The organism is Prevotella pectinovora, from assembly GCF_041323955.1.
GTDB lineage: Bacteria > Bacteroidota > Bacteroidia > Bacteroidales > Bacteroidaceae > Prevotella > Prevotella pectinovora.
In genome coordinates, this window is sequence record NZ_JBGLIV010000001.1 from 2,757,920 (window position 1) to 2,775,826 (window position 17,907).

Sequence of the window (17,907 nt, forward strand, 5' to 3'; positions counted from 1 at the left end):
TTCGCCACAATTGAGAGTGATGTTTTGTGAAGCACCAGATAAAATCGACAAAATAAATAAAACAAATGTAATAAAACGTAACATGTTAGAAGTCATTTCAAATGACAACTTTTCCCAACCCTATTTGTGGATTGGGAAAAGTCGTTTAAGCACATATATTATCTTATATTGATTTTCTTTTGATCTACTACCATTCCATCAATGGTATACACTACTACGTATACACCTTTCTCAAAATTGGCAACATCAATAGATATATTACTCTCGCCTGTAACAATGTCTTCCATCACTTTGGTGTTTCCATCAAGGATGGATATGATCGAGATAGTTGAATTATCTACGGCTTTGTCATTCAATTCAATATCAATCTTATTAGAATCCGTTGATCTTGAGACGGTTTTAATGCCTGATGCAGCCTCTAAAGAGATTGATTCTGTTGAGACATCCCCGTCCTTTGTGGATGCAGCAACTGTATATTTATTGTTGTTATATGTTGGGGTTACAATAATATTTTCTGAATGACCGATGGTATTGCCTTGGCTATCAAACCATTTAAATCGACTAAAATCAGCATTGTCAACTGATAATTGCAACCAGCCTCCTCCTATTGGTGTCGGCTTGATTTCAATAGGCTTAAGAGTTAGTATAGGGGATTCCACAATAAACGTTTCACCTCCTATAATTTCTCCATTTTCGTCTCTTTGAATAAGGTCGAAAGTATAAGTAGCACTCTTGAGTGAGTATTTTTTAAAGTCGAATTTGAGACTAACTACATCAAATTCATTCCCTAATAGATGAACGGCTTGCAACTTACTCTTAGGAGACATAAATATAACTTTCCTAAGATTGGCATCATTTGAATTACTCGTTGGCAGTGATATGTCCTCAGATTTAAATCCACCACGTTCCCACGCAGTATAAATCGTTGGACTTAGCTCTAATTCAACATATGCCCTGTCGTATATAGCCGCGTCATTAGATGTTCTTGGAACTAGTTCTAAAGTATAACTCTTTGCTTGATTGTTCGCATTGCGAACAAATACTAAAGTGCCATTAGAAACATCTTCTTTAGGTATTATTGAAACATTCTTCTGAGCCTGATCATTGAATCGCCTTAGGTCAAAATACGATTTCCCTTCTTCATATTTCTCATCAATATGAGTGGGCAAAATTTTAGTTTTTAAACAAAAATGATGTTTATCGTTATCTGTAGCTCCAATTAAGATTGGGGGAAGTGCCCATGTTACTTTGACCGTAGTAGAGTCTCCAGCTTCTATTGCTGGTATATGAACCGCATCAAGATGCCCTCCTGTTACAAATTCATTCTTATATAGCTCTCTTCCTTTCCATGCTTTATCGCTAAAAGCGGTAGATGCTTTGGCCCAATATACATGAAGCCATTGACCTCCTGTATATTTTTCTTTCCCTCTATTATGAATTTTTACATATACTATTGAGGCCAAATGATTTGGCGAATATACTGGATTTTCATGGATCTCGATTCCGTCATCTTGATTTCTAACCCATATTGAAGGACTTTTCCAAAACTCATCAGTTGTCATATTGGGTTTCTTACCAGTGTCTTCAGGGTTGTCTTTTATGTATATGTCAACAGCTGGCGCAAGGTAATTGAAGGCCAAATCTTCCCCTACAGACAGCGGCGTGGAAACATATTGAGGATGTTCTGCACTACGACGGTCATGATTTTTAGCATAAATAAACGCTTCATCCATAGTGATACGACCATTCTTGTCAGTATCAGGGTATACTTTCGCACCTCGGTGGTTAGCACCGTTTATTGCAGTTGTCCATTGATATACAAACTCATCGTAAGGAATGTCTCCGCAGGCCCAAGAATACTCGCTGCCAGTAGAAGCAGTAGCCACAACGCAACCAGCTTTTGTAAGATCATCAATAAAACCTCCGGAAAAGCACTGACCTAAAACGACGTTTACGTTCACATTTTTCTGCGTAAACGGAGACAACATAGAAGCCAGCTGATAGTCGTGGAGATTTTCTCCACCCCATAGGCATATGTATGATTTAGATTGATTGTCAGTAGAACCGCCATGGTCTATAACATAGAAGAAGAGATGGTCATCTTCTCCAAGTTTTGTTTTCAATGAATTGAGAGTAGATTGAATGTTGGCTTTGGTTGCAGCCAGTTTTATATCAGCTACACCATCATTATCCAAATCAAGAGGCTGGGATTTGAATCCTCCGGTTGTCAATCTCATGTCTTCGGCAGGATTGTTGCCATCCGACATAATTGGGAAGATGTTTTCTTTGGGAACTCCATATTTGTTAACCAAAGTCTGGTAGATAAACGAGCAGTCATTCCAATAACGCTCGTAATTGGACATTTTGTTGACACCACCGCTTAGGATAAGCGCATAGGTCCTGTGTGCAGCTTCTTGTGCAGCATTTGACTGTGACACCTTGACAACTGTCGGTTTTGAGTTCGCATTGGTTCCGTAGCGGTTTTTGACCGACAATGGAGCGAAGTTGCCGGATGGTGGCAGTTTTCGCTCTACCTTGCTTGATGGTACCGCCGCATTGACTGATGTCGTGATGGTTTTGGGAACCGTGAGCACATAGCACTCATGCTCCCATCCTTTCATCGGTTCGGCATCGACAAATATAGTCCATGCTGTTTGGCTGTTGTCTTGGAGGATGAAGTAGTCAACATCCTTCCCTTGAAATTGCCGTTGGGCAATCGTCAGTGCTTCTGCTTTAGAAACACTGTGAGTCTGAGCGAATGCCGCAGAAGACAAGATGCAACACATCAACAGACTTAGAAGAGTAAGTTTTGCTCTCATTGCGCTTGTGCTTGGGTTAATGTATCGGTTTAATTTTCACTTAGTTGTTAGGAAGTATGGTTCTCTCAGAAATTAACGTCAAGCTCTATACTCATCGAACTTGTTGCAAAATTAATAAAATAATTTGTAACAAGCTTTATATTTTGAAAGAAAAAATTTGGCGTATAGGTCAAATTGCGTGGTAATCTAACCATACTATGTCTCAATGGGTCAAATTGCGTGGTAAGTTTGCTGCTTATTCATTTGTCGGTTAACAAATGGCTCTGTACCTTTGCATCGCAGTCTGAAGCATAGCAGAGCTCTGCTGGGGAGCAACTCTGTGAGGAATAGGATTGTATATACCAAATTGCATTATGCGATGGCGGATTGGACTTGTTGTCTGGTCCGCTTTTTTTGCATTATGCAAGTGGTTTTATCAATGCCAAGAAAAACCCACAAATGAATCGCTTGCGATTCTCTTCATTCATTCCGCTGTGGTTGTTCAGGTTCTTCTTTAAATATGTGAATGTACCCTCCAATTTGTTATTCGTGTTAGGCATTCCCTCACAGCCTTTTTCCTGACATACCCGTTGGCGGAATTAATTTGGTCGATATGAGCAAAAGTTTCCCATATCGCTGATTCTCAGTAAAAACGAGAATTTCTGAAAAACTGTCAGATTGTCTGGTTTTTTGTTGTAATATTCTGACATCCAAGCAGTTGGCTGTCTGGCAATTGTCAGCCTATTGTCTGGATGGTTTGCTGATGAAAAGGGTTTACGGCAAACTTAATTTATCAAGTCTAATTCTGACGAGGACGGACAATCCCAATTCTCTATCATAGTTTCTCTTTCCTAAGTCTGTTAAATCTGTTCTTCTAAATATAATAATAGGGCTGTCCCCACAAATTATTTTAGATGTTTTTAAGTCATATTGCTTTAAAATATTATCAAAATCTTTTTTTAAGGAAGTATTGTTTATAGCTTTTTCTACTTCTGAATAAGTAGGCTTTCTTGTATTGTTATTTTTTATTATACTTTTTGCAACTTCATAAGATTTGTCTTGAAAACAAGTAAGCTCAAATAATATTTGTTTTAATTCTGATAATTCATATTCAGAAGATGCCCTTTTCATGCAACAAGAAAATTCATGTAAAAAAGTATTGTAATCATTTTTCTTATACTTCGTTCTTTTGGCTTTCTGGAACTTAGATACTGCTGTCGTGTCATCAGGCAAAACCTCCGCCTCTTTGTCAGATTCTTTACTATCTAAATCACAATGAATAGACATTCCTAACATTGTCGGTCCATACTTATAAAAAACAAAAGAATATGCAGAAACTGAATCTTCAGATTCTACATAGAATTCCATCCTTCTTGTCAAATCGCCTAAATCAGGTAACTGCTTCACTGCAACATTATCCTGTGAATGCAGATTCGTGTTTAGAAAAATGAACAATACACACATTATATATTTAAAATACTTCATAATCATTATATATTTAAAATACTTCATAATCAATGATATATGGCTCATTCGGTATTTGGAGTGATGAACGATTAATGGTGGACATCAGCAATTTAGAAAATTCCGTTTCCACAAAACCCTTAATATACAAAACTAAGAGAACATAAAATCTTAATTTGCATATAATGTAAGAAGATATTGTTTTAACAGCCCATGTATTGAGTAATACTCTTTGCTGTAAACAACTTATACGAGATAATTATAAAAAATTATAGATATATTTAATATGCCATCACTCCAAATTCTTGAAGACCCTAAATTAATTCCGCCAACAGGTTATTGATACTTGATTTCAGCCATAGGCAAATTCTTTAAAGCTACAAATTATATATCACGCTCTCAGGGAAAAGTAAGGGCATTCCTTTCTTTTTGATCTTGAAAGAATATGTATCACCATGTCCACTTGGACGACATAGCAGTAAGTCTACCGTTATGATATTCTGCTCAATAAGCACATCAAACTGTCCGACATTAGGATTCTTTGTGTGCTCAATCTGCTTATACCTAAAGTATTCCTTGCCGTCATGTTTCTCGTTTTCCACTTCAATCCAAAACGTTTCGTGATGCTTCGTTAGCAATCTTTGGTGCAACTTCATCAATCGCCATGCAGCAACATCTTCCAATCTCTTCATCTGTGCCTGGAGTTCAAGTTTTTCCACTGTCTGATTTACATTCAAGAAGAGGAATTGATTATTGGGCTATATCAAATTGTTTATTTGTGGAAGTATTTTGTTCATAAAAAACGAATAATTATTTTTACTTTGCCAAAATGGCTTCACTGATGGGTGAGCCGTGGCCTCTATATACAATTCCAATATTTCATCATAATCGAGCCAAATTACTTTTTCTCTGAATTCTTCGTATCCGAGATTGAGCGAAAGCACAAAATGTTTCTCCCATAAAGTAAATTTATGAGCGATTTCTCTTATTATGACTTCTTCTAATCCAAGCTCATTTTCTAAGTTGTATTTTCTTAAGAAAGAAATGTTAATGTCAAAATTACTTCTCCGTCTTTCCTTCCTCATAGGATATAGATAAAGAATCCTCTTCTTTTCTTCAATACAATCTTTCAATGACTTATTCTTATTGTATTTATACATTATCACGTCTGTTTATGGTTTTTTGCTTATGTCTGTTACAATCCATCCCATTCCCTTTATATGGTCAAGGAAATTGATGAAATTGTAAGCACCCCATTGATTGGAAACTACGAACTTAATGCCATCAGAACTTGTTAGTATAGATTTTTCTGATGACATAGTATAACGCGACATCAAATCTTTCTTGTTCTGTGAAGAAGAGGCTATGTCGGACATCGTACGCAATACTCCATAGGAACCTTGTAAGTTGTCAGGAAAAATTTGCGAAAGTTGCTCGAAAGTTAAATTTGGATGCTGCTTTATAAAGCAAGCTACTATCTCTCTGACAATGCGCCCTTTTCCCAAGAATACATGACCTCCATCTATCGAATATTTCGAATTGTCACGTTTGCTTTTGTTATACGTGACGTTTTTAACCCAAATTGTTCCAGACGAATGGACGGGTACGGACAGATTGGTGTGTAAAGTTTCTGCTTCTTTTGTTGCAAAAGTCAATTTGCTTAGTGTGGCATTTACAAGTTCCTTATTACATCCTTTCAAAGATACCAAGTACTCAAATACAACTTTCCTTATTGTGGAATTGCTATCAATAGATAAATCATATTGAAATTCTTTTATCGTCTTGTCTGTCTTTATTGTAACAGCCTTTGTTCTACAAATGTTTTCTAAACGCTGTTGATTAAAAGTTTCATACAGAAAGAAATCAATAAATTCTTCACCATTTTCCGCATTCAAATCTATCTCTGTTTTCCATACCATTGTTGGAACATCCTCATTCGTATCATAAAATAGCCTTATATCGCTGCCTATGTATAATCCTAAGAGGGTCTTGCACAAACGCATATATGATAAGAGTTGTTGCTCTTGTCTAAGTGTAATGCTATTATTCGGACGTTTCAGTTCTATTACAAAAACAGGAATGCCGTTTGTCTTTATTGTTATGTCTGGTTCTACTTGGTTGTGTGAGCCTACGTTTATCCTTTCCTTGGGACATATTTCTCCCTGTACCTTGCTCCATCCTAATTGGCGCAAGTTCGATTCCACAATATCTTGGTATTTATCTTCCAATACATCGTTTTTGCGTACCTCTATCAAATCATAGCAGAATTCTTGCCAAATGTCTTTTTTCTGTTTCATTACTTTCCAAAACTTGACTTATGCGCATTTTAGCCTGTTAATATTTACCTTCAGATGGTCATTGAGAAATGCCAGCAGAGTACTCATTTTAGCATCATCTACTATAGAACGGATTTCTCTTAGTATACGTTCTTTTATTCTACCCTCATCTTTGGTTAAAATACCTTTGACATTCTCCATTACGAAATACTTCGGACGAAGAGCCTTGATAACTTTCAAATAATGATAAAATAAATCATCACGTTTATCAAGTTTCTTACGTCTTCCTGCCAAACTGAATGATTGGCAACTTGGACCGCCTGTAATTACATCAATCTCTTGTCCGTGTAAACGTTCCATCAAATTCGGAAGAAACGAATCTTCCATAATGTCTTGACACAAAAAGTCTGTATCAAGTCCCAACATCTTGTTATATCTTACACGATGCGTAAGTTCACAATTCTCATTAATATCGCTTGCAAGGCGAAAATCATAGAACTTATCATCTGTATATGCCTGCATAAATCCTTCGCTGAAGCCTCCAGCACCAGCGAATAAATCGAGATAATTCACACCTCTACGAGAGGCGAGGAATTCTTTTTTTTCAGCCATTCTTTATCTTTCAGTTGTTTTTGTTCAAAAAATCAGCCCTTACAAGTTCTGTATAATTTACATCCAATAGCTCTGCTATTTTAAGTAAAGTTTCAAGCGATGGCTGCGAAGTGTTTGTACACCATTTGGATATAGTGCAAGGGTCTTTCTGCAGCTGTTCCGCCAGCCACTTATTGCTGCGCTTTTTTTCTACCAGCACAACCTTTATTCTATTTATATCTTTATAATCTTCCATAAAGCAACTTTTTGCAAAAATACCATTTATTTTTTATTTTCACTGATTTTTCAAAAATAAAGTGATTTAAAAATCAATTTTCTTCTTTTATCACAAATATCCAACTGGTATTTGTGCCATTTTGAAATTAAGAAAGAACGTACCATGCAAGTGCCAAGGGCGAAAGCCTCCATGAATAAAGGTTTCATGGGACAGTCAAACATTTGGTATGCCGATAGCGACACCAAGGAAGTAATGTGTTTCCGCCAGAAGGTTATTGACTATATTGAGAATTACGTCAAGCCTCTAACACATAAAACAAAACCTAACATTGATGTTGATGCAAAAATCGCTGTTGAGAAAGCTGCCGTATCAGCAGCTACAACATTTTATATGAAGCAAGGCTACAATGTCATTTCTGTGGAGGACGAAAACAAGGGATGGGACTTGGAAGCTACCAAAGGCAAGGCGTTTCTCTGTATAGAGGTCAAAGGCTTGGCTGGTTCACAAATCTCTGTGCATATTTCCAAGAATGAGTCTTCCAAGATGAACCCGTTGGCGGAATCAATTTAAGTTGATAGATGCAAGTGAAAAGGTTGTACATATCGCTGATTATACCAACTTAGTGGTGCTCAAACATTAAGTTCAAACCATCGTACGTACAACATTTATACAAAATTCATCAAAATACTTGAGATATGCAAGCAATTCTCTGAAAATCTCGCCAATGAATCGGGGTATGTTCCATGTATATAGTCGAGGAATCGGGTAGCGCTACATGCCGTAGTACTGTTCCAGAGTCTTCTGACTTGGAAGTGTGCAAAGACATGCAACACATTGATTTGTCACACCTCTACAATTCTTCAATAAATGGGCACGGTGCTTGCCCATGTGGGGCACGATGCTTGCCCATGTGGGGCACGGTGCTTGCCCCAAGTGGGCACAACCAGTATCCAAAATGTGCCCAAAGCGGTTCAAAGACGAAACGCCAGAAAAGGGGATGATAAACGATCAAAGTCCCGATGATACTTCGATGATACTTCAATGATACTTTTCTGTAAAGAATCCCGAAAAGTATCATTAAGCCAACTCGTTGGTACAATGGACTTTATATATATGGAGAAGCCGGAAAATGATACTATGACACTTCTCTATAGAAAAAATGAGAGTATGCCAAGAACATGACACACCCTCAATGACACTTGTTTAGTGACGGTAAAATAATAACTTGGTACGATTTGAGTAAGTAATGTCAACGACACACCTTGTTGTAGACATCCAACACTTTCTGCGCCACGTTGTTTCCCTCGAAGCGTTTCACGTATTGCTGGCTTCTCTCTATGCGCTGCTCTCTGCCCGGCGCTCCACACAACACCTGCTTCACGGCTTCTGCCATTCCGCACACATCGTCGGGGTTGACGTATATGGAGTCGTTGCCGCCGGCTTCTTCAAGACAGCTGCCAGTGCATGCCACAACAGGGAGTCCGCTCTGTATAGCCTCGATGACGGGGAGTCCGAATCCCTCATAGCGCGAGGGGTAAACACATGCCTCTGCCATCTGGTATATTGACGGGAGGTCTTCGTGGGGCACGCCATGGAGCATCTTCACACGGTGCTGCATGTTGTTTGCCTCTACATACTCTTTCACCTTGTCGGCATACGGTGTGGGGCGTCCCACGATGACGATGCTGACCTCTTCGGGCAGCATGTGCATGGCTCTCACGGCAAGCAGCACGTTCTTGCGCTCCTCGATGGTTCCCACATTCACGATGTATCTCTCCGGCAGCATATATTTGGTGTGCACCTGCTGGAGCTTCTTTTCGCTCTCTCTGGTCTTGAATTCTGTGCTGCAGCTCTGGTATATGACGTCTATTTTCGACAGGTCAACGCCACCGAAGCGCATGATGTCTCTCTTGGTACACTCGCTGATGGCTATGATGCGGTCTGCCTCGCGACAGGTCTTGTGGAATTTCCATGCGTATATCTTGGTGTCTATCCAGTTGTAGTATTCGGGATGACACATGAATATGAGATCGTGGATGGTGACGACGGTCTTGATGCCGGCCTTCCTGATGCCGAGAGGCAGTTCGCCAGTCAGTCCATGATAGAGGTGCACACCGTCTTTCTTCAGGTCTTCCACTATTCCCTTCATTCTCCACAAGTCTCTCGACAGCTTTGTGTAGCAGTCATGCGGATAAACGAATTTGAGGTTTGAGGATTCTTTCACCTGTCCCCGCAGCTCATCGCGTCCCATGTCGGGAGCGTAGAGTCTCAGCTGCGTTCCTTCCGGCACTATACGTTGCAAATCCCCCACAAGGGTCCTGGAATAGTTTCCGAGTCCCGAGGCGTTCCTCACTATGCGCTTTGCGTCAAATCCTATTATCATAATTCTACGTCTTTTCTTTTTATGACATGCCCGTTCTCCATGACATAATATTTGTCGAAATGCTCATGGTTTCTCTTCCATCTGTCGTGGGTCCAGAGATATAGTCTGGGATCCCTCTTTATGGTGTCCTCAAGCATCTTGAAGAAGTGTGTCGTTATCTCGTTCTCCTGCATCTCGGCTGGTTTGTCGGTAATCAGTCTGAAGGTACAGATGTATTTGCCGCGTTCCGGTCTCTGCATGTCAACATAGAACACGGCGTCGTTCATCTTCTTCATTATCTTCTCGCCGCCGGTGAATACTGGTGTGTCGTGGTTGAGGAACGGCAGCCAGCAGTGTATGTTCAGGTATTTCGGCGACTGGTCTGAGATGTATCCGAAGAGCCACATGCGTTTCTCGCGTTTGTATCTCACGAGGTATCTCAGTATTTCCTGTTTCGGAATGCAGACTCCCCCCTTGCTCTGGCGTATATCCTTGAAGAGCATGTCGAATATTTTGCTCCTGAGCGGATGATATATAAGTCCGCACACCGCCTCTTTGTGACGTTTGAAGGCGAGTCCTGTGGCAGAGAGCAGTTCCCAGTTGCAGTAGTGTCCGAGAATGGCGGCGCATGTCTGCCCCTTGTCGTAATATTCTTCTATCTGCTCGGCATTTCTGAATTCTATGTGCTTTAGCAGGGTCTCGTCGCTGACGGTGAGCAGCTTCAGGGTTTCCACGAAATAGTCGCAGAGCCAGTGATAGAATCCATGCTCTATTTCTTTCAGTTCCTGAGGTGTTTTCTCGGGGAATGAACTGCTGAGGTTTTTCCTCACCACCTTCTTCCTGTAGCCCACGATATGATACATGATGAGATAGAAGAAGTCGGAGATGCCATACAACACTCTGAAGGGCAATAGCGACAACACATAGAAGATGGGGTAGACTATTTTGTATGCCATATATGAATGAATATTTTGTTACGACTGCATATCGTGCAGCTTCTTGTAATATCCGTCCTTGCTGATGAGTTCGTCGTGGGTGCCCCGCTCCACTATCTGTCCCTCGTGGAGCACGCATATCTCGTCGGCATTCTTGATGGTGGAGAGCCGGTGGGCTATCGCAACGGTGGTGCGCGTCTTCATCAGTCGTTCCAGAGCGTCCTGCACGAGTCTCTCGCTCTCTGTGTCGAGAGCCGATGTTGCCTCGTCGAGGATGAGTATCGGCGGATTCTTGAGTATGGCTCGCGCTATGCTCACTCGCTGTCGCTGTCCGCCGGAGAGGCGGCCGCCGCGGTCACCGATATTGGTGTCGTAGCCGTTTTCAGAAGCTTTGATGAATTCGTCGGCATTGGCTATGCGGGCAGCCTCTTCCACCTGCTGCTGCGTGGCGTTGTCAACACCGAAGGAGATGTTGTTGAAGAAGGTGTCGTTGAAGAGTATCGCCTCCTGGTTCACGTTGCCGATGAGCTGTCTGAGGTCGTGGATATCGAGGTCTTTCACGTTGATGCCGTCGATGAGCACCTCACCCTCCTGCACGTCGTAGTATCTCGGAATGAGGTCTACCATGGTTGACTTTCCTCCTCCGCTCTGTCCCACAAGGGCTATCGTCTTTCCTTTCTCTATCGTGAGGTTGATGTCTCTGAGCACCCACTGCTCTCCGTATCTGAACGACACATGGCGGAATTCTATGGTGTGGTCGAAGCTGGAGATGTGTTGAGGGTTCTCCTTCTCCTTGATGTCGCTTTCGGCAAGCAGGATCTTGTCTACACGCTCCATTGAAGCCAGTCCCTTTGGGATGTTGTAGCCTGCCTTGGAGAAGTCTTTCAGAGGGTTTATGATGCTGTAGAGGATTACGAGATAATAGATGAACGTGGGACCGGAGAGCACCTGCTGGTTGAGCACGAGGATGCCGCCGAACCACAACACGATGATTATCATCACCGTGCCGAGGAACTCGCTCATGGGGTGTGCCATCTGCTGGCGGGTGTTCACCTTGAGAATCTGGTTTCTGTAGCTGGAGTTGGTGTTGTCGAAGCGCCTGTTCATCTTCTCCTCAGCACAGAATGCCTTGATGATACGCAGTCCGCCGAGTGTCTCCTCCACCTGGCTCATGGTGTCGCTCCAGAGGGCCTGCGCCTCCTTTGACTTGCGTTTCAGCTTGCGGCCCACCTTGCCCATTATCCATCCCATGACGGGAACGAAGAGTATGGTGAAGAGAGTGAGCTGCCAACTGATGCAGAGCAGCGTGGCGAAATATGCTATTATGAGGATGGGGTTCTTGAAGAGCATGTCGAGCGAACTCATTATGGAGTTTTCTATCTCCTGCACGTCGCCGCTCATCCTGGCTATGATGTCTCCCTTGCGCTCCTCTGAGAAGAAGCCGATAGGCAGGGATGTTATCTTGCGGTAGAGCTGGTTGCGGATGTCTCTCACTATTCCGGTCCTGATCGGTATCACGGTGGCCGACGACAGGAAATAGGCTCCCGTTTTGAGGAATGTCATGGTGGCGAGGAAGAGTCCGAGCACGAGCAATGTGGTAGTAGGACCGATGTCGGCAATCAGCGCGTTGACATAATAGTCCATGTTGTTTGCTGCAACTTCCTTCATGTTGTCCCAGTCCCATGCCATGAGCTGTGGCGCTGCGGCAGCCTTCTCCGTCTTGAAGATAATCTGCAGGATAGGGATTATGGCTGCAAACGAGAATATGTTGAGCACAGCCGACAGAATGTTGAACGACACCGTCATGACGAGGTATCTCTTGTATGGCGGCACGAAGCGCCTGAGTATCTGGAAAAATTCTTTCATATAAGAAACAACCCCTTGCCAGCTCGCGGTATCAGCCACTTCCGACTTGTCTCTCCCTCATGACGGAGAGACGCCGACATGCCTGGCGGACGGAACAGCAGGGAATATTTATGTTTGTTATTTATTGATTATCTGATTATGCTTTTGTCTGTCACTATATTTTGTCTGTCACAATATAGAAAGGCGGATTATGCCCCACCTCACTCTGCTGCTGAAGGAGATGGCACGAGAGTGCCGAAGAGCGTGGCGCTGGTGCTGCCCGTTATCTTCACTCTCACCGTCTCGCCCACGTGGTGGTTGCCTTTGTCGAACACCACCGCCTTATTCTGCTCCGTCCTGCCCATGAGCTGCTGGCGGGAACGCTTGCTATAGCCCTCAACGAGGACGTCGAACTCCTTGCCCTCGTCTTTTCTGTTCTGCTCGGCGCTTACTTCGGTCTGCAGCTTTATCAGTTCATTGAGTCGCTGTATCTTCACCTCCTCCGACACGTTGTCGGGCAGATGTTTTGAGGCATAGGTGCCCGGGCGTTCCGAGTATTTGAACATGAAGGCAGAGTCGAAGCCCACCTCCCTGACGAGCGACAGGGTCTGCTGGTGGTCTTCTTCCGTCTCGTCGTGGTAGCCCACGAAGATGTCGGTGGTTATTCCGCATCCAGGGATGATGCGGCGTATGGCATCTATGGTGTCGAGATACTGCTGACGGGTGTATTTTCTGTTCATCAGCTTCAGTATCTTGTCGCTTCCGCTCTGTGCAGGGAAGTGGATATGGTTGCAGATATTCGGTTCTTCGGCTATGACGTGCAGGATGTCCTCCTTCATGTCTTCGGGATTGGAAGTGGTGAATCTCACTCTCATGTCGGGCACTGCCTGAGCCACCATTCTGAGGAGTTCGGCAAAAGACACCTTGCCTTCTTCTTTCTTTCCCGACGGTGAGAGACCGTAGCTGTTCACGTTCTGTCCGAGCAGCGTAACCTCCTTGAAACCGCGGTCGTGCAGGTCTTTCACCTCTCTGAGGATGCTCTCCGGATCACGGCTGCGCTCCCTGCCTCTGGTGTATGGCACGATGCAGTAGTGGCAGAAGTTGTTGCAGCCACGCATGATGCTCACGAAGCCGCTCACCTTCTGTCCGCCGATACGCATCGGCACGATGTCGCGGTAGGTCTCGGTGGTGGAGAGTTCGATGTTGATGGCGTTGCCGCCGTTCTCACACTGGGCTATAAGGTCGGGCAGAGTGAGATAGCTGTCGGGACCGCACACGAGATTGGCGTGATGGTTGTCTATCAGGTCGTCTTTCACTCTCTCCGCCATGCAGCCCAGCACTCCGAGGATGACCTTGCGGCCCTTCTTCTGCTCTGCATGGAGGGTTTCGAGACGGTTGTATATCTTGTTTTCAGCATTCTCCCTGATGCTGCATGTATTCAGAAAAATAGCGTCTGCGTCGTCTTCCTTTTCGCAAAGTTCATAACCCGCCATCTGCATCACAGAAGCTACAACTTCGCTGTCTGCCACGTTCATCTGGCAGCCATAAGTCTCTATGAAGAGTTTTTTCATTATTTCCTTTATTCGTTTAAAATTGCATACTTTGGGTGCGAAATTAATAAATTTAAATTGTATTTGCAAACTTCACAACGTATTTCAACTTTTCGTTACATTTCTCACTCAAATCGTACCAAGTTATTATTTTACCGTCACTAAATAGATTATTATCAGTTTTTTCCTTACATTTGCAGCTGAAAAGAAATGACAAGAATGCAAAAAGACAAGATACTCATCACTGGCGCCACAGGTTTCATCGGCAGCTTCATCGTTGAAGAGGCTCTCCGCAGAGGAATGGAAGTGTGGGCTGCCGTAAGGGCTACAAGCTCACGGAAATATCTGCCGCAAGAGGGGATAAACTTCATAGAACTGGATTTCAACGACGAGCATAAGCTCAAGGAGCAGCTGCGCCAACACAGCTTCGACTATGTGGTGCATGCTGCCGGCGTGACGAAATGTCTGAACAAAGCTGACTTCTTCAAGACTAACAGCAAGGGAACGAGGCATCTGGTGAATGCCATTCTCGATCTCGCCATGCCTGTAAAGCGCTTCGTGTTCATAAGCAGCTTGAGCATCCTCGGACCGATACGGGAGGAGGAGCCGCATACCGACATCACCGACTCCGATACGCCACAGCCCAACACAGCATACGGCAAGAGCAAACTGGAGGCGGAGGACTATCTGCGGTCGGTGGCAGACAGACTGCCGTTCATCATACTGCGACCGACGGGAGTGTATGGTCCGCGGGAAAAGGATTATTTCATGATGGCGGAGAGCATAAAGAAGCATGTGGACTTCGCCGTGGGATACAAGCGACAGGACATCACGTTCATCTTCGTTAGCGACGTGGTGCAGGCGGTGTTCCTGGCTCTCACCAACGGAAAGACCGGCAGCAGCTACATTCTGAGCGACGGTGAGGTGTATTCGTCACGCACGTTCAGCGACCTGATACAGAAGGAACTGGGAGTGAAGCACGTGCTGCGTATCGTGGCGCCACTGTGGTTCCTGAAGACCGTATCAACGGTTGCCGAGGCTATGGCGCACCTGACGGGAAAGATTTCTGCCCTTAACCGCGACAAATACAATATCATGAAGCAGCGCAACTGGCAATGCGACATATCTCCGGCAAGAAAGGAACTGGGCTTCGAACCGAAATGCCAGCTGCCGGAGGGTGTGAGAATCAGCATGAAATGGTATAAGGACAACGGATGGATGTAAGCACCAGACGGATGTATGCACCAGACGGATGTCTACACAACGGATGTATGCAATACAAAAGTTGGATGCTGACAAAGAAACGGATGGAATGATTTGAACGATCGGAACGATTTAAACGACCTGAAAAGAAAAAGACAACGATTATGAAAGATTTATTCAAGATAGAGAAGAAGCCCAAAAAGGGTCTCTTCTGGCTGGAGTGGGTGATGACTGGCTATCTCGTGCTGACATTGCTCATGGTGTTCTTCACATACACCAAGGTGGCAAACCCTGAGGCAATGATATGGGGCAGAGTGAGAATCATGGTGGTGACGCTGGCTCTATGGGGAGTTTACAGGATGGTGCCATGCCGATTCACGAGGTTCTGCCGCATCACGGTGCAGATGGCGCTGCTCAGCTGGTGGTATCCAGATACCTACGAACTGAACCGCATGCTGCCGAATCTCGACCACGTATTCGCCCAGGCGGAACAGTCGCTGTTCGGATGCCAGCCAGCACTGATATTCCATGAGGCAATGCCATGGAGCGTGGTCAGCGAACTGCTCGACATGGGTTATGCGGCATATTATCCGATGATAGCTCTGGCGGCGATATACTATTTTATATGGAGATACAAGGAGTATGAGCGCTGCGCATTCGTGATAATGGCTTCTTTCTTCGCATACTACGTGATATTCGTGCTCGTGCCGGTGACAGGACCTACGTTCTATTTCAAGGCTGTCGGCATAGACCAGATAACGGCTGGCGTGTTCCCCAACCTTGGCGACTACTTCAACACCCACACCGAATGTCTGCCGAGTCCGGGATATACCGACGGCATCTTCTACCATCTCGTTGAAGACGCCAAGGCTGCCGGAGAGAGACCTACTGCTGCTTTCCCAAGTTCGCATGTTGGAATAAGCACCGTGATAATGCTGCTGATATGGCACACCCGCAACAGGAAGCTGCTCTATATTATGGCTCCCTTCTATGTGTTGCTCTGCTTCGCCACGGTATACATACAGGCCCACTATGCCATCGATGCCATCGCCGGACTCATCACCGGCACGATGTTCTACTTCATCTTCATGTGGATGTCGAAGGGGATGAAAAATTGAAAGGAATAATCATAAACCGGAAATATATGGAACCTTACAAGGCTGACAAACGCAAGGTAATGGGATTAGCCATCGAACTTGACGAAGAAGGTAAAGGTCTCTTGGACTGGAATGCCATAGAATAGGAAAGTATCACATTTCCAGAAACACTACAAAGGAAAAGCGGATTGCAAGCAACGGGGACTATCAGGTAAGAACCTGCCCTCCTGGCACTTGCAATCCGCTTTGTATTTCTATATGAGTTGACGACTCGTCTATCTGTAGACTCGTCTACTATCCTGCCGCTACACGCCGTCAGCCCAACAGACGGCGTGAAAAATATCTCACAGGATACCACACCGCCAGGAAACCTACCGCAATCACCGTGGCAAACACCACGAGCACGTCTTCCGGATGCACGCTTACGGGATAGGCATCCACTACGAATGTGCCGCTCGACTGTCCCAGCGCCACGATGCCGAACTGCTGCTGAAGCCAGCAGAGAAGCAGTCCGATGAGTATTCCTGCCAATGCTCCGAAGAAGGATATCAGTCTGCCCTCAAAGAGGAAGATACGGGATATCTGACGGTCTGTAGCACCGAGATTCCTGAGCGTCACCACATCATCCTTCTTGTCGATTATCAGCATGGATATCGAACCTATGATATTGAAGCTCGCCACGATGAGGATAAACGTGAGGAAGATATATGCAATGAATTTCTCCACCTTCATTATCCGGAACGTGTCTGCCTGCTGCTCATAGCGGTCGAGCACACGGTAGCGGTTGCCGACGATCTCCTGCATCTTCTCCTTCACGGCATTGAGGTCGCTGCCGTTCTTTAGGCGAATCTGCAGCGACGACAGCATTCCCTGCTGTTCAAACAGTGTGCGCGCCATGGTGATAGGCACTATCACGTGGTCGCGGTCGTATTTTCCCTGTTTCACCATGAAGACCACTCCCGGTGAAATCAGCGAGTCAACTACGAATCCGTCGGATGGATTGGCGAGGTCGAGCTGTCCTGTCTTCCGCGGAGCGTATATCATCAGGTTGCCGTCCCAGTTGGCATTCATGCCGAGAGTCTCGGCGAGGCGTATGCCCACCACGGCAAAGTTCAGGTTTGCAGCCTGGAGCAGAAACGTGCCGTCGCCATACAGTATGTCGTCGATGCGCGACATACGTTCGAAGTTGTCGTCAACGCCCATCACCCACACCATGGTCTGCTTGCCCTTGTATATGGCGAGTGCCTGGTCTTTCACACACTCCGACGCCACGTCAACCTCCGGCAGCTTTCTCACCTTCTGCAGCAGCGGGTCGTCGGCAGGTGCCGTCTTTCCCTCTGCAGGCACAAGTTCAATCTGCGGGTCGAAGGATGTGAAGAACGATGCCACGAGGTCGTGGAAACCGTTGAACACACTGAGTGTCACCACGAGAGCCATCGTGGCCACTGCCACACCAACGGCACTGATGCAGCTGATGATGTTTATGGCGTGTGTGCTCTTCTTTGAGAAGAGGTAACGGCGTGCTATGTAGAATGGAAAATTCATGAC

General features: G+C 44.7%; 14 protein-coding genes and 3 pseudogenes. 4 read left to right on the forward strand and 13 right to left on the reverse strand.

Going from position 1 to position 17,907, the window contains the following annotated elements:
- Window positions 1–158 precede the first annotated feature (158 nt).
- The 8 genes and pseudogenes from ACDC99_RS10750 to ACDC99_RS10780 all read right to left on the reverse strand — a co-directional run bounded on the left by ACDC99_RS10750 (window position 159) and on the right by ACDC99_RS10780 (window position 7,385).
- Window positions 159–2,819, reverse strand: coding sequence for a C13 family peptidase (locus tag ACDC99_RS10750; protein ID WP_370756730.1), 2,661 nt, complete (start codon window positions 2,817–2,819; stop codon window positions 159–161).
- Window positions 2,820–3,217: 398 nt separating this feature from the next.
- Window positions 3,218–3,379: pseudogene (locus tag ACDC99_RS13120) on the reverse strand (IS256 family transposase, variant Zn-binding type); the annotation flags it as partial.
- Window positions 3,380–3,572: 193 nt separating this feature from the next.
- Window positions 3,573–4,283, reverse strand: a complete 711-nt coding sequence (locus ACDC99_RS10755) for a hypothetical protein (protein WP_370756731.1) — start codon at window positions 4,281–4,283, stop codon at window positions 3,573–3,575.
- A 356-nt stretch (window positions 4,284–4,639) separates the two neighbouring features.
- Window positions 4,640–5,008: pseudogene (locus ACDC99_RS10760) on the reverse strand (MvaI/BcnI family restriction endonuclease); the annotation flags it as partial.
- Between the two features lie 12 nt (window positions 5,009–5,020).
- On the reverse strand, window positions 5,021–5,422 hold the full coding sequence (locus ACDC99_RS10765; protein WP_370756732.1) for a hypothetical protein: 402 nt from the start codon (window positions 5,420–5,422) through the stop codon (window positions 5,021–5,023).
- A 12-nt stretch (window positions 5,423–5,434) separates the two neighbouring features.
- On the reverse strand, window positions 5,435–6,559 hold the full coding sequence (locus ACDC99_RS10770; RefSeq protein ID WP_370756733.1) for a type I restriction endonuclease: 1,125 nt from the start codon (window positions 6,557–6,559) through the stop codon (window positions 5,435–5,437).
- An 18-nt stretch (window positions 6,560–6,577) separates the two neighbouring features.
- The gene (locus tag ACDC99_RS10775) at window positions 6,578–7,150 is read right to left on the reverse strand and encodes a DNA cytosine methyltransferase (RefSeq protein WP_022315542.1); all 573 of its coding nucleotides are present in this window, start codon (window positions 7,148–7,150) and stop codon (window positions 6,578–6,580) included.
- A 10-nt stretch (window positions 7,151–7,160) separates the two neighbouring features.
- A complete protein-coding gene (locus ACDC99_RS10780) occupies window positions 7,161–7,385 on the reverse strand; it encodes a helix-turn-helix transcriptional regulator (RefSeq protein ID WP_022315541.1) in 225 nt (74 codons plus the stop codon).
- 171 nt (window positions 7,386–7,556) lie between these two features.
- On the opposite strand from ACDC99_RS10780, the gene ACDC99_RS10785 reads away from it, so the two are divergent.
- Both ACDC99_RS10785 and ACDC99_RS10790 read left to right on the forward strand, forming a co-directional pair.
- The gene (locus ACDC99_RS10785; protein ID WP_288176820.1) at window positions 7,557–7,937 is read left to right on the forward strand and encodes a protein NO VEIN domain-containing protein; all 381 of its coding nucleotides are present in this window, start codon (window positions 7,557–7,559) and stop codon (window positions 7,935–7,937) included.
- 8 nt (window positions 7,938–7,945) lie between these two features.
- A pseudogene (locus tag ACDC99_RS10790) lies at window positions 7,946–8,111 on the forward strand (IS982 family transposase); the annotation flags it as partial.
- Between the two features lie 505 nt (window positions 8,112–8,616).
- On the opposite strand, the gene ACDC99_RS10795 reads toward ACDC99_RS10790, so the two are convergent.
- The 4 genes from ACDC99_RS10795 to miaB form a co-directional block, all read right to left on the reverse strand.
- A complete protein-coding gene (locus ACDC99_RS10795) occupies window positions 8,617–9,750 on the reverse strand; it encodes a glycosyltransferase family 4 protein (RefSeq protein ID WP_370756734.1) in 1,134 nt (377 codons plus the stop codon).
- Complete coding sequence (locus tag ACDC99_RS10800; RefSeq protein ID WP_370756735.1) at window positions 9,747–10,685, reverse strand: lysophospholipid acyltransferase family protein; 939 nt, start codon at window positions 10,683–10,685, stop codon at window positions 9,747–9,749. The genes ACDC99_RS10795 and ACDC99_RS10800 overlap by 4 nt, the downstream gene beginning before the upstream one ends.
- Before the next feature lie 18 nt (window positions 10,686–10,703).
- Window positions 10,704–12,530 carry an ABC transporter ATP-binding protein gene (locus tag ACDC99_RS10805; RefSeq protein WP_042518065.1) on the reverse strand — a complete coding sequence of 609 codons (1,827 nt, stop codon included), beginning with the start codon at window positions 12,528–12,530 and terminating at the stop codon, window positions 10,704–10,706.
- 200 nt (window positions 12,531–12,730) lie between these two features.
- Window positions 12,731–14,080 carry a tRNA (N6-isopentenyl adenosine(37)-C2)-methylthiotransferase MiaB gene (gene miaB, locus ACDC99_RS10810; protein WP_022316929.1) on the reverse strand — a complete coding sequence of 450 codons (1,350 nt, stop codon included), beginning with the start codon at window positions 14,078–14,080 and terminating at the stop codon, window positions 12,731–12,733.
- Window positions 14,081–14,269: 189 nt separating this feature from the next.
- On the opposite strand from miaB, the gene ACDC99_RS10815 reads away from it, so the two are divergent.
- Window positions 14,270–15,283, forward strand: coding sequence for an NAD-dependent epimerase/dehydratase family protein (locus tag ACDC99_RS10815; RefSeq protein ID WP_042518064.1), 1,014 nt, complete (start codon window positions 14,270–14,272; stop codon window positions 15,281–15,283).
- Window positions 15,284–15,426: 143 nt separating this feature from the next.
- Window positions 15,427–16,380, forward strand: coding sequence for a phosphatase PAP2 family protein (locus tag ACDC99_RS10820; RefSeq protein ID WP_022316927.1), 954 nt, complete (start codon window positions 15,427–15,429; stop codon window positions 16,378–16,380).
- 294 nt (window positions 16,381–16,674) lie between these two features.
- Here ACDC99_RS10820 and ACDC99_RS10825 read toward each other — a convergent pair whose 3' ends face one another.
- Window positions 16,675–17,904: an FtsX-like permease family protein gene (locus ACDC99_RS10825; protein WP_288967422.1), complete on the reverse strand. Its 1,230-nt coding sequence runs from the start codon at window positions 17,902–17,904 to the stop codon at window positions 16,675–16,677.
- Window positions 17,905–17,907: the final 3 nt, after the last annotated feature.

Excerpts from the sequence above, each read along its gene's own strand:
- ACDC99_RS10750 (WP_370756730.1), bottom strand. The coding sequence starts at position 2,819 with ATGAGAGCAAAACTTACTCTTCTAAGTCTGTTGATGTGTTGCATCTTG.
- ACDC99_RS10755 (WP_370756731.1), bottom strand. The coding sequence starts at position 4,283 with ATGAAGTATTTTAAATATATAATGTGTGTATTGTTCATTTTTCTAAAC.
- ACDC99_RS10765 (WP_370756732.1), bottom strand. The coding sequence starts at position 5,422 with ATGTATAAATACAATAAGAATAAGTCATTGAAAGATTGTATTGAAGAA.
- ACDC99_RS10770 (WP_370756733.1), bottom strand. The coding sequence starts at position 6,559 with ATGAAACAGAAAAAAGACATTTGGCAAGAATTCTGCTATGATTTGATA.
- ACDC99_RS10775 (WP_022315542.1), bottom strand. The coding sequence starts at position 7,150 with ATGGCTGAAAAAAAAGAATTCCTCGCCTCTCGTAGAGGTGTGAATTAT.
- ACDC99_RS10780 (WP_022315541.1), bottom strand. The coding sequence starts at position 7,385 with ATGGAAGATTATAAAGATATAAATAGAATAAAGGTTGTGCTGGTAGAA.
- ACDC99_RS10785 (WP_288176820.1), top strand. The coding sequence starts at position 7,557 with ATGAATAAAGGTTTCATGGGACAGTCAAACATTTGGTATGCCGATAGC.
- ACDC99_RS10795 (WP_370756734.1), bottom strand. The coding sequence starts at position 9,750 with ATGATAATAGGATTTGACGCAAAGCGCATAGTGAGGAACGCCTCGGGA.
- ACDC99_RS10800 (WP_370756735.1), bottom strand. The coding sequence starts at position 10,685 with ATGGCATACAAAATAGTCTACCCCATCTTCTATGTGTTGTCGCTATTG.
- ACDC99_RS10805 (WP_042518065.1), bottom strand. The coding sequence starts at position 12,530 with ATGAAAGAATTTTTCCAGATACTCAGGCGCTTCGTGCCGCCATACAAG.
- miaB (WP_022316929.1), bottom strand. The coding sequence starts at position 14,080 with ATGAAAAAACTCTTCATAGAGACTTATGGCTGCCAGATGAACGTGGCA.
- ACDC99_RS10815 (WP_042518064.1), top strand. The coding sequence starts at position 14,270 with ATGACAAGAATGCAAAAAGACAAGATACTCATCACTGGCGCCACAGGT.
- ACDC99_RS10820 (WP_022316927.1), top strand. The coding sequence starts at position 15,427 with ATGAAAGATTTATTCAAGATAGAGAAGAAGCCCAAAAAGGGTCTCTTC.
- ACDC99_RS10825 (WP_288967422.1), bottom strand. The coding sequence starts at position 17,904 with ATGAATTTTCCATTCTACATAGCACGCCGTTACCTCTTCTCAAAGAAG.